Here is a 12,773-nt window from a genome sequence, read left to right as displayed (position 1 = left end):
CTGGTATTTCTGGCTGATTTTTTGACTGCGTATATAAACCATTACTAGCCGCACTCACAAGCAATAAAGTAGCAAAACCTAATGTGAAACGGAGTTTTTGGGCTGATAAAATATGCATAAGCGGGAAAATCAAGTTCTGATAATCAATAATAATAATTGCAATTTCTCAATTTGAAGCAATATCAAATTGTCAATGCGCTAACCATATATACGATTGTTGCCAACACTTTTCAGTTAAGAAGTGTAGAGACTTTCTATCAGGGTTTTTGACTCAACTAGATTAAAAGTGTCTAATTATACAGATATGATTCCCAATAGACATCAACAAATTCTCATAGCCTGGATTTATGCCCAAGATGAAATAGGACTGAGAAGGTAAAGGCTGTTTGATGCTTTTTTAGGTAATAATGCTCAATAATTATGGAAAATGACTGGAAAATAGAAGATTGAATTAACCATAGATGCACACGTATATAGCATTTACTGGTCTACTGAGTAATTAGGTAGGGACAATTCATGAATTGCCCATAGGAGGAAATGCTATATATTATTTTGTGTAATTATAATAGTAAAAAAATCTACATCTTCGCTTGCTAATTTAAAGCATAATATTTAATTTCGACCTGGCAACGCCTAAACTTTCTAGAGTTGCGTAAATGGCTGGTCAAGTTGAAAATAAATAGGCGAAGCACACGGGGAAACTGACGTGAGTTATGGATTTGATTACGATTTAGTTATTATAGGCGCGGGTGTAGGTGGACATGGCGCAGCCCTACACGCCGTTAGCTGTGGACTGAAAACAGCAATTATCGAAGCAGCCGACATGGGAGGAACCTGTGTTAATCGTGGCTGTATTCCTTCTAAGGCTTTACTGGCAGCATCGGGACGTGTGCGGGAGTTACGTAATGCCCACCACCTGAAATCCTTGGGGATTCAAGTTGATCATGTGGCATTTGACCGCCAAGCGATCGCCGATCATGCTGGTAATCTGGTATCTAAGATTCAAGGCGATTTAACTAACAGCCTCAAACGTCTGGGAGTTGATATTATCAGGGGTTGGGGCAAAATTGCCGGCACTCAAAAGGTGACGATCACCGGGGATGGTGTTGAAAAAACTGTCACAGCCAAAGATATCATTCTTTCTCCTGGTTCCGTACCCTTTGTACCGCCAGGAATTGAAGTAGACGGCAAAACCGTTTTTACCAGCGACCAAGGCGTAAAATTAGAGTCTCTACCAGAATGGGTAGCGATTATTGGTAGTGGTTACATCGGCTTAGAATTTTCTGATGTGTACTCGGCTTTGGGCTGTGAAATCACCATGATTGAAGCCCTAGACCAATTAATGCCAGGATTTGACCGGGATATTGCTAAACTGGCAGAAAGAGTTTTAATTACTCCTCGTGATATTGAAACCAAAGTAGGAATATACGCGAAAAAAATTATTCCTGGTTCTCCAGTGGTAATTGAATTGGCAGATTTCAAAACCAAAAAAGATATCGATGTGATCGAAGTGGATGCTTGCTTAGTAGCCACAGGACGCATCCCCGCAACCAAAAATCTGGGTTTAGAAACTTTAGGCATAGAACTAGACCGACGGAACTTTATCCCCGTAGACGATCGCATGGCTGTGCTGTCATCTGGGGAAGTAGTACCTCATGTTTGGGCAATTGGTGACGCTAACGGCAAAATGATGTTGGCACACGCTGCTTCGGCTCAAGGCATCATCGCGGTGGAAAATATTGTAGGGCGAAATCGGGTGGTAGATTATCGCAGTATTCCCGCCGCCGCCTTTACTCACCCAGAAGTCAGCTATGTAGGTTTAACAGAAGTAGCCGCTAAAGAATTGGCGCAAGCTGAAGGCTTTGAAATCGCCACCAGTAAAAGTTACTTTAAAGGTAACTCTAAAGCCTTAGCCGAAAACGAATCTGATGGTATGGCTAAGGTCGTCTATCGCAAAGATACGGGTGAAGTCTTAGGTGTCCATATCTTCGGAATGCACGCCGCCGACTTAATTCACGAAGCATCAGCCGCGATCGCTCATCGTCAATCTGTCCAAGACCTCGCTCATTTAGTCCACGCCCATCCGACACTTTCCGAAGTGCTAGATGAAGCTTACAAACGAGCCGTGGTTTAAAGAAGCAGGAGAGAAGAGGCAGGGGGGCAGGGGGCAGGGTGCAGGGGGGAATTTTTTACCAATCCCCACTCCTCACTCCTCACTCCTTACTCCTCACTCAGCACTCAGCACTCAGCACTCAGCACTCAGCACTCAGCACTCAGCACTCAGCACTCAGCACTCAGCACTGACAATTATGCAAATTCGCCGCCGTTCCACAAACACAACAATTAATGTTTCTTTCTTGCGTTATCAGTCTACTTTGCCAGATATAGAACCAAATAACATTTTGGAAGAAATTGTCTGGCATAAAGAAATTGAGATTGACCAAATGCGGGAAAGGCGACCTTTGGCACAATTGCAAAAGCAAGCACTTTCAGCACCGCCAACTCGTGATTTTATTGCTGCTTTAAGACAAGGTAAAACTAATCCAGCATTGATTGCGGAAGTAAAAAAAGCTTCCCCTAGCAAGGGCGTTTTACGAGAAGATTTTGACCCGGTAGAAATTGCTTCTGCATATCAAAAAGGTGGTGCTAGTTGTCTTTCGGTTTTAACAGATACTAAATTTTTTCAAGGTAGTTTTGAGAACTTAGCTAAAGTCCGTGCCAACGTAGATTTACCCCTTTTATGCAAGGATTTTATTATCTATCCTTATCAAATGTATTTAGCTCGCATTCAGGGTGCAGATGCGGTTTTACTAATTGCGGCTATTCTCAGTGACCAAGATTTACAATACTTTCTCAAAATTGCCAATGCCCTGAAAATGAAGGCTTTGATTGAAGTTCATAGTTTGGTAGAACTTGACAGAGTATTAGCTTTAAATGGTGAATTTATTTTAGGAATAAATAATCGTAATTTAGAAGATTTTTCTGTTGACCTCCAAACTACCTGTGAATTATTATTAGCACGAAGTAGTCAATTACACGAACGGAATATTCTAGTGGTGAGTGAATCAGGGTTACATACTCCAGAAGATTTACATATAGTAAAACAAGCAGGAGCAGCAGCAGTATTAATCGGAGAATCTTTAGTTAAACAAGCAGATCCAGATTTAGCGATCGCCAATCTATTTGCAGAATTTTCATCTCCAAAAATATCAATATAATAATAACTAAGTACTGGTTCATTGCATAACAATTTTGGCAAGAGTTTTAACTCTGATTCACAAAACATCCCTAATTTGAAGTATTAAATCTAATGGAGCAAATTCCCTTACCTTCGCCTATTCACTACGAACTTTTACTTCAACTTTTAGAAAGGCAAACTATGTCGGCCGTCAGTCAAAACCCTGATTTGCGACATCAAGTCAACCAACTCATTATTACTCTCCGGAAAGCAGCCGCACAGCAAAAGCAACTAGAAAATATTTGCCAATTTTCTTCTATGGGAATAGATCATCGTTGGTCAATCAATCATCATGCAGCTAAAGCTGTGGTCCCCGATTGAGCAGACAGAATCTATACTCTTGTCTAGACGCGATGAATCGCGTCTGTACTCCGCCTTCACTAATTTGAAGGGAAAAAATTTGCTCCCATATTGTATTTGTACCCTGATTTGTGAGATTCTAAGTAAGCTCCACTTAAGAATTCAGACAAATTGGGTAGAAAATTTAATGTCTCTTTTCCGTTAGCTAAACTCAAGAATTTTAGATTATTTTAAATATACATAAATTGTTGTAAAAGTCAAGCTAAACATAATTTAGCTTCAATCATACTTTTTCTATAGGTTTACTATAGATTTGAAAACTGATGTATATGCAGGTAAATCTAAAATTCATCACCAGAATTTAACTATTCGCTTACACTTTTAACTTTTATTTGACTTTAGGACAAACACATGGACAATAAGCTGATGCTAATGATTCCTGGCCCCACACCAGTGCCAGAGGCTGCCTTGCTGGCATTAGCCAAGCACCCAATTGGACACCGTACCAATGAGTTTAGCAAGATCATGGCTGAGGTGACAGAAAACCTCAAATGGTTACACCAAACTCAAAATGATGTCCTGACGCTGAATGTTAGCGGCACGGGTGCAGTAGAAGCGGGAATTATTAATTTTCTGTCTCCAGGCGATCGCATTCTAGTTGGTTCCAATGGTAAATTTGGAGAACGCTGGGTAGAAATCGGTGAAGCCTACGGTTTGAACGTCGAAGCGATTACCGCCGAATGGGGCAAACCTTTAGATACTGCGCTGTTTGCTGAAAAATTGCAAGGTGATACCGAAAAGCAAATCAAAGCCGTAATTATTACCCACAGCGAAACCTCAACCGGTGTGTTGAATGACTTAGAAACTATCAACCGCCTTGTGAAAGAACATGGCGAAGCTTTAATTATTGTGGATGCAGTCACTAGCTTGGGTGCATTTAATTTACCTGTAGATGCTTGGGGTTTGGATGTCGTAGCTTCTGGTTCTCAGAAGGGCTATATGATTCCTCCCGGCTTGGGATTTGTTGCGGTTAGTCCCAAGGCTTGGGAAGCATACAAAACTGCGAAGTTACCAAAGTATTATCTAGACTTGGGTAAATATAGCAAATCCGCAGCTAAAAATACGACTCCTTTTACTCCACCCGTGAACTTGATTGTGGCTTTACACACCACATTAGGCATGATGAAAGCAGAAGGCTTGGAGTCAATTTTCACACGACATCAACGACTCAAAAATGCTACCCGTGCGGCTGTTAAAGGTTTGAATTTACCTTTATTTGGGTCAGATGATTATGCTAGTCCGGCAATTACGGCTGTAGCCACACCAGGAATGGAAGCGGATAAAATTCGGTCGTTAATGAACAAGCGTTTTGATATTGCCTTGGCTGGCGGTCAAGACCATCTGAAAAACAAAATTTTCCGCATTGGTCACTTGGGTTTTGTAAGCGATCGCGATATTCTTAGCTGTATAGCCGCTTTAGAAGTTACTCTCGCTGAACTAGGTCACGAAAACTTTACTCCCGGTGGTGGTGTAGCGGCAGCTGCTCAAGTATTTAGACAATCCTGACAAAATTATCAATCCACAATCCAAAAGTAAATTCTGCGGTGTACACACAAGTCCTATCTGTCTGCATTTGAGTCTATTTTGCCCCTAAATTCCCGAAGTCTGGGAAACTTGGAAAATTCTTGTTCCCCCAATTTTGGGAGTTAAAGGCGATTTGTGAGGACTTGGTTAAATTCAATCACTTGTGTGTACACGGTAGCTTGCTAAAGCCTGGGGATTGAGGTTGGTTTTTTTGATGAAATTATAAAGAGCGAGTTAAATCTTTAACTCGCTCCTTGAATGTGTATTGAAATAAATAGAAATAGCAACAATCAATTCTCTGGTCTATCAGCCTTCGTACAAGGCATAATGGACACAACATACCTCAATTCTCCTGTGTGAAACTTATAGCAAAATACTGAGTATAAACCTAGTTATTTCAAAGCTTTGGGCAATCCATACTCTCTTAACTGCCTGAGCAATTGCTATATATTGGCATAGCACAATCACTTGAAATTAATGAAAAGCTGATCTAATAAGTGTTTTGTTTTGACCTTTAATCAATGACTTGCTGTAGTCCCTTAATAATTACGCCGTTTCTAGCCAGTCATAAATTTGTTCTAACTGTTCTAAAGTAATTAACCCATACTGCCACAGAATCATCGGTAACGGACCTGGATCTTGCTCTCGATGTCGCTGGGCAACTGCCAGAGATGCCGCCGAAATTGCCAAATCTTCCTGGAGAAAATGAATTAGTCGCGAATATGTTGATGGTGGCATTTGTAACTCACCTCCTTGAATTGAATGTATTGTCATATAACGATTTAGCATTTCTCAGTAGCCCGCAGCTAATATTTCATAGGTAACTGATATTTACCGGATAAACACGTGAAAAAATTTTGCTTAAATTTATCAAACCGACCGATTTCACAGATAAAACTAGAAAATTTCCCCTTGAGAGCCTCATTTATCGGCTCAATTCTCAAGCTACAAACTACTCAGGTCTAATTTGATGCCCTCTTGTTAACGATGATGCTTGATTGAACTACACATTTAGTAGCAAAGTTTCCATAGCTAATACTCTCTTATGAGCGTCCGTTTACACTTACGCCAAAAGGAATATTTTTGGCATCTCCAGTGTAGAAATGTGATTTTACCTTAAAATTGCAAATTTGACTATGATTAAAAACAGTTAGAACAAATGGGGATGTTAGCCCATTCCTACTCATAGAACTCAATCTTGACTCGATCTCCATGCTGTAAATTTAATTCGGCAGCTCGCCCAGACCGCAGTTCAATTACCGTATCAATGGGAACATTGGGTCCATAGGTTGGGCAAGGCTCACTTGTGCAGGGAGGTGCAGAATTTTGAATATATTTAACTACTCCATTTTGCAAAAACACCATATCCAGAGGAACAGGGACATTTTTCATCCAAAATCTGACTGGTTGTGCAGCAGGAAATGGGAATAACATCCCCTGATTATCAGGTAAAGTAGGACGATACATTAAGCCCTGTGCTTGCTGTTCCGGTGTTCGTGCTACTTCCAACTGAATTCTAGTACCATCAGAAATAATTGCCTCCGCAGAAATGGGGAGCATTTGACCAGCGAATGCTTGGGTTTGACTGTTGGGGGTGGGTGTGGGAGATTTTGCTGTTGTTTTCATGGAACAGCCCATTAGTAAAAGACTCAACAGCATCGGAACTAAAGTTAGCCAACGCATCATTTTTTGATTTTGTAATTTAAATTTCGATTTTACAGAACCTATACCAAAAATTACACGGAATTTAGTTGTTTTTTCTGTGATGGTGTTAATTGTTAAATGGTGATTCTACGGAGAAGGATAAGATTAATGTATCTACTTGCTAGATCAAGGTAATAGCAGATGGTCAGTTAATATACTCATCCAGGCGGGCAGAATGCTCAACGCCACAAAACTTTTTTCTCCGCAATATGTAATTAAATTTTGACCAGTTGAGAGGATAGTAGTATCGCCAGTGCAATGGACTAAAAATGATTGTCCTTCAGAAAACTGTTAAGTAAGTGGGCGTAAATAAAGTTAACTGGTGGGGGTCATCATTTGTCCTTGGTCATTGGTCATTGGTAAGGATTTTTGCCCTGTTTACTGTTCGTAATATATTTTGGTTTTTTCCTACCTACTTACGTATCCGGGCAGTGGAGCTAAATATATTGAATTCTAGCTCCTAAGTTATGAGGTTATTGATGAAACTTAGGAAAGTATGACCGAGCTTTTTAAAACGGGTATAGGAAATGTAACACATAAAAATATCCTCTCGCAGTGGAAAAAAAGTTTTAGCAGAATTGAACTATATAAGGATCATTCCTGCGGCATACCTTCCGATTCTGGAGCATTCGACACTTGCTGGAAAAAATGAAGTGACAATTCATGAATTGTCACTACTGAACAGGTAGGGGAGTCGGGGGGATTGGGAATAATTTAATCATTTATGTGCTTTTCTAACTGGGGAATCAAAGAAATTAAATGTTATATATTGATGACAAAAATTGCAAATTATGTCCTTAATTTCTACAACAGAGGTAAACCTCAACGTCTATATTCAAGGTGAAGGATTCCCAATTCTCGGTTTACATGGTCATCCTGGTTCTGGTCGGAATCTTTCTGTGTTTACTAATCACTTATCCCAGAATTACCAAACATTCGCCCCTGATTTACGTGGATACGGCAAGAGTCGCTGCAATGGAAATTTTGAGATGTTAGATCATTTGACTGACTTAGAAGCGCTGCTAGACCGCTATCAAATCGAAAAATGTCTTATCTTAGGATGGTCACTGGGGGGGATTTTGGCAATGGAAATGGCATTGCGACTACCAGAACGGGTGACTGGTTTAATTTTAGTGGCTACAGCAGCTAGACCCCGTGGTAATCATCCTCCCATCACTTGGCAGGATAATCTCTATACTGGCATTGCTGGAATTTTGAATTATCTGCAACCGAGTTGGCAGTGGAATATTGATACTTTTGGCAAGCGATCGCTCTTTCGTTATTTAATTCAACAACATACCCCTACGGCATACAATTATATTGCCCAGGAAGCAGCACAGGCCTATTTACAAACCTCCTCTCCCGCAACTCGCGCCCTATATACTGCCCTCAAATCCGGTTACAATCGACTGACAGATTTACAGCAAATTAACTGTCCTAGCTTAATATTAGCTGGAGAACAAGACCGTCATATCACGGCCGAATCAAGTTTAGAAACAGCGCGACACCTAAAAAATAGCCAGTACTATTCTTATCCCAATACCGCACATTTATTTCCGTGGGAAATTCCCCAGCAGGTATTGAGTGATATTGATATTTGGTTGGAAACACATCCCCAGGTTACAAGTATTTAAGAAGGTTGCTAGGAAATAATCAAATTAATGTTCAGCAGTTCGTAGTTGGGCTTTAGCCCTTCCTTGTGTCGTTATGTGTCCTTTGTCATTGGTCATTGGTCAGGATTTCTGCTTTGTTTACCTTTCGTCATATAGTTGGGATTTTTCTTGTCTACCTACTTACAGGAGATAGAGAGGACTAAAGTCCTCACTACTAACTTTTTCATTAGTCAGATTGCGCTAACAATTGCAAAATCAATTGCAGAGGAATATCCACATAATCGGGACGATGATTAAGTTCATGTTCAAGTGCTTCAATAGCTTTTTCCAATAGATAGGCAAAAAGTAGTAATTGTAATTCTGCTTGCGTCTTTGGTAAAAAGTTGTTTTCCCCAGCAGTTGCTAAATAAGAATTGCAGAAGGTAGCACTCACCCAGGTATACCAAAACTGCGCCCATTGTTCCATCAGGGGGAGATTTTCTGGACGAATCATGCCAGTTTCTACTTCATAGCGCAGAGCTTGAGTCACCGCATAGTTAAAGGATACCAGCATTCGGGCTACATCTCTTAAAGGCGATCGCTTGCGGCGGCGTTCACTCAAACTGCGAGCCATTTTACCCTCAAAATGAGTGATAATAAAGTCTTTGCCAGTGTATAGCACTTGCCCCAGATGATAGTCGCCATGATAACGAGTCCGCAAAGCGATAATTTTTTGATTTACCACTAACTGAAACCGTGCCAAAATCTCTTGCTGCTGATGGAGAACATCTGCTGCTAACTCCTGGGTATGAGATGGCAAATATTCTGCCCGTTCTCTGAGGAATCGAAAGACTCGTCCTGTGAGGTTACGCGCATCTTGATATATGGAACGTTGGTAAAACGATGAAAAGGGTTCTGGTGCAAAATCGGGATTATCTGTGTCTGTCGCTAAAGCAATATGCAATTCAGCCGTGGATTTCCCCAATATTTCTGCATTGGGAAGGTAGGAATTAATGGTTTGAATTGCCAAGTCGGGAATTTCAGTTCTCTGCAAATCCAGTAGAGAACCTGATGGTATGGGAACTTCGGTAATAGTTGCTTGTTTTGTCGTGACGATATCAAAGTAATGACGCAGGCTATCGAGAGTATAATCCCAACCACTGCGAGTATCTAAAATCAATTCTTGTAATATGCCTACGGTCATCGCTAGGGCTGGAGTATCCCCAAATCTCTGGGGGCGGCGGTATTCTAAAGCCCCAGCTATAGGTAGAAAATGGTGCAAGAGTTGTTTCTCACCCAGAAAACGCCGAATTTCTAAATCCGGGTGCATACCTTCTTCAAATTTACGGAATAGTTTCAAACACAATCGCTCGCCATACAATATATAAGTATTGGTTTGTTCTTCTTCTTTGAGGATTGTTGGTTCATGGTCTGTGTTCTCTGGGTATAACTGTGAGTATAAATCAGTGGTTGTGGCAAATAATTCTCCTGTTATCCCCTGATATACATCATGATTTGCGATTGTCTCTAACAATACATTGAGAAAATCTTGATCTACTAAAGCATCAAATAAAATTCCCGCTTCTGGAGTCTCCCCTTGCACTTGCAGACGTGCGATTACAGCTTGCGGCATTTCTGACAACAGGTGCATGGCTTGATTACCTGACCCATAACTCAGAAATAATAGATAAGTTTCGCGGTTTCTGTCGATGTAATCTACCTGCAACCACACCATCTCGGCTAACTGCTGATTATAGGGTATGGCGATCGCTTCGACAATTTGCACTGATTGCAAAGTTCGGTTTTTACCACCAAACCATTTACAGGTATATAGATAATCTCGCAGTGTCGATTCCAAAACCCCTTTTAAATCTCGTTGGGAAATTACATTTTGCCACTGTTCATTGACCACCAATGTGGGTAACTCGGCTTGGGGTTTCGGCGGTTGAGTTAAACTCAGTTGACGTTTGAGGACAAACCAGTAAAATCCGTAGGGACTGAGACTGAGAAAATAAGGCGATTCTGCAATGGCTGGAAATTCTGTGTAACCAAAAATTTCTACTGGGATTAATCCAGTGAAGTCTGATAAATCTAATTCTGCTGTTTGCACATAATGAGATAGATTTGCAACTACTACTATATATTCTTCGCCGTAGGTGCGGCTAAAGGCAAAAACTTTGCGGTTATTGGGGTGTAATAATTCAAAGTTGCCTTTACCTAAAGCCTGAAATCGGTTACGAGTTGCAATCAATCGTTTCATCCAATACCACAGAGAATTAAAGTTAGCCCGTTGTGCTTCAACGTTGACAGCTTCGTAGTGATATTCTGAGTCAATAATTACGGGTAAATGTAAGCGGTGGGGATTAGTGCGACTAAAACCAGCGTTACGGTCAGAACTCCATTGCATGGGAGTCCTTACGCCATTGCGATCGCCTAAATAAACATTATCACCCATACCAATCTCATCACCATAATAAAGTACGGGTGTCCCTGGCAGAGATAATAATAAACTATTGAGTAATTCGATTTGACGACGGTCATTGCCTAATAATGGTGCTAATCGGCGGCGGATACCTAAATTCAATCTCATTACCGGGTCTTGGGCATAAACCCGATACATAAAATCTCGGTCTTCATCTGTTACCATTTCTAAGGTCAATTCGTCATGATTCCGCAAAAACAATGCCCACTGACAGTTATCAGGAATCCGGGGAGTTTGTTGCAGAATGTCCACTATGGGAAAGTTGTCTTCCATCTGGAGGGCGATAAATAAACGCGGCATCAGGGGAAAATGAAAGTTCATGTGACATTCATCCCCGTCACCATAGTATTGGGCGGCATCCTCTGGCCATTGATTAGCTTCAGCTAGGAGCATTTTTTGAGAATATTTCTGATCAATGTGCGATCGCATATCTTTAAGAAAAGCATGAGTCTCTGGTAGATTTTCGCAGTTCGTCCCTTCTCTTTCATACAAATAAGGAACTGCATCCATACGTAATCCATCTACACCCATTTCTAACCAAAAATCTAAAACATCAAACACCGCTTTTCTAACTAAGGGATTATCATAGTTTAAATCTGGCTGATGGGAGTAGAAACGATGCCAGAAATATGCTTTAGCAACTGCATCCCAAGCCCAATTAGAGGTTTCAAAATCTTGGAAAATAATCCGCGCTTCTTCGTATTTTTCTGGCGTGTCACTCCACACATAAAAATCTCGTTCTGGACTGCCTTTTGCAGCGCGACGTGCGCGTTGAAACCAAGGATGTTGGTCAGATGTATGGTTAATAATTAACTCAATAATTACCCTGATACTACGCTGATGAGCCGCAATTAATAACTTTTTAAAGTCTTCCAATGTACCATATATAGGGTTTATACTGGTATAATCAGAAATATCATAACCATCATCTTTTAATGGTGAAGGAAAAAATGGTAGTAACCAAATAGTATTAATTCCTAAGTCTTGCAAGTAATCTAGTTTTGCTGTCAATCCCCTTAAATCACCAATCCCATCATCATTACTATCAGCATAAGCACGAATAGGTACTTCGTAAATAATCGCATTTTTAAACCATAATGGGTCATTTTTAAAAATGATATTTGGCATTTTCTCTATGGAAAATTAGAGGTTTTGATAGGTGAAATTATGATTCGCTACCGAATGCAATCATCTATTTATTTAACAAAGTAGCCAAAATTATCAATTTTTCCATCTGACATAAGTAAGAGCAGTACATCATATTCGATTATTGCAATTTTTTTCTAATAAGGACTGAGGTTAAGTCTACTTGATCAGAGTTAGCACGTTATAATTTTTTAACGTAACAATTTTAATCAACACTAGATTAAATACTTAGGCAATCATCTAATTCTTAATTTCGGAGGTTAGCTAGAAGGAAATAAAAACTCACAAAATTATGGGAAATTCACTAGCAATTTTAAGTTGCCTATGCACAGTTTAATTAATTGCGAATCACAACATCTAAAATATGCAAGCAGTCTCAGAATTATTACAAAATCTTTTATTTTCTAACAACTATATCCCTCATGGGCATTGCTATCTTTGGCAAACGCCTCTGGTAGCGTTACATTTACTTAGTGATGCACTGATAGCGATCGCCTATTACTCAATTCCAGTGATACTGATCTACTTTGTCCGTAAGCGTGGGGATATTTTTTTCTCCAAAGTATTTATTTTATGTGGTGCATTTCTGATTCTTTGTGGTACAGGACATCTGCTAGATATGTGGACAATATGGCATCCAGATTACTGGTTGTCAGCCATTATCAAAACCATCACGATTTTAGTCTCTTTTTATACAGCATTACAACTGATAAAAGTTTTGCCGCAA

The 12,773-nt window shown here is 40.2% G+C and carries 8 protein-coding genes and 1 pseudogene; 6 read left to right on the top strand and 3 right to left on the bottom strand.

Translation table 11 applies throughout. The features are described 5' to 3' along the window. The first annotated feature begins 706 nt into the window (after positions 1 to 706). The 4 genes from lpdA to VB654_RS03040 all read left to right on the top strand — a co-directional run bounded on the left by lpdA (position 707) and on the right by VB654_RS03040 (position 5,104). Positions 707 to 2,134: a dihydrolipoyl dehydrogenase gene (gene lpdA, locus VB654_RS03055; RefSeq protein WP_323211939.1), complete on the top strand. Its 1,428-nt coding sequence runs from the start codon at positions 707 to 709 to the stop codon at positions 2,132 to 2,134. A 175-nt stretch (positions 2,135 to 2,309) separates the two neighbouring features. Further along, positions 2,310 to 3,218 carry an indole-3-glycerol phosphate synthase TrpC gene (gene trpC, locus VB654_RS03050; protein WP_323211985.1) on the top strand — a complete coding sequence of 303 codons (909 nt, stop codon included), beginning with the start codon at positions 2,310 to 2,312 and terminating at the stop codon, positions 3,216 to 3,218. 92 nt (positions 3,219 to 3,310) lie between these two features. Next, positions 3,311 to 3,559, top strand: a complete 249-nt coding sequence (locus VB654_RS03045; protein WP_323211938.1) for a DUF5340 domain-containing protein — start codon at positions 3,311 to 3,313, stop codon at positions 3,557 to 3,559. A 390-nt stretch (positions 3,560 to 3,949) separates the two neighbouring features. Next, on the top strand, positions 3,950 to 5,104 hold the full coding sequence (locus tag VB654_RS03040; RefSeq protein WP_323211937.1) for an alanine--glyoxylate aminotransferase family protein: 1,155 nt from the start codon (positions 3,950 to 3,952) through the stop codon (positions 5,102 to 5,104). 564 nt (positions 5,105 to 5,668) lie between these two features. On the opposite strand, the gene VB654_RS03035 is transcribed toward VB654_RS03040, so the two are convergent. Further along, entirely contained in the window at positions 5,669 to 5,896 is a 228-nt protein-coding gene (locus VB654_RS03035; RefSeq protein ID WP_323211936.1) for a DUF2949 domain-containing protein, read from the bottom strand. Between the two features lie 405 nt (positions 5,897 to 6,301). Further along, on the bottom strand, positions 6,302 to 6,808 hold the full coding sequence (locus tag VB654_RS03030; protein ID WP_323211935.1) for a DUF192 domain-containing protein: 507 nt from the start codon (positions 6,806 to 6,808) through the stop codon (positions 6,302 to 6,304). 809 nt (positions 6,809 to 7,617) lie between these two features. Between VB654_RS03030 and VB654_RS03025 the strand changes: the two genes are divergently transcribed. Next, on the top strand, positions 7,618 to 8,460 hold the full coding sequence (locus tag VB654_RS03025) for an alpha/beta hydrolase (RefSeq protein WP_323211934.1): 843 nt from the start codon (positions 7,618 to 7,620) through the stop codon (positions 8,458 to 8,460). A 205-nt stretch (positions 8,461 to 8,665) separates the two neighbouring features. On the opposite strand, the gene treS is transcribed toward VB654_RS03025, so the two are convergent. After that, positions 8,666 to 12,028, bottom strand: coding sequence for a maltose alpha-D-glucosyltransferase (gene treS, locus VB654_RS03020; RefSeq protein ID WP_323211933.1), 3,363 nt, complete (start codon positions 12,026 to 12,028; stop codon positions 8,666 to 8,668). 382 nt (positions 12,029 to 12,410) lie between these two features. Here treS and VB654_RS03015 point away from each other — a divergent pair. Continuing rightward, positions 12,411 to 12,773: pseudogene (locus VB654_RS03015) on the top strand (histidine kinase); the annotation flags it as partial.

This window comes from Nodularia sp. UHCC 0506, from assembly GCF_034931045.1.
Lineage (GTDB): Bacteria > Cyanobacteriota > Cyanobacteriia > Cyanobacteriales > Nostocaceae > Nodularia.
Note: the sequence above shows the minus strand (reverse complement) of the source record. Positions and strands in the feature narration are given on the sequence as shown.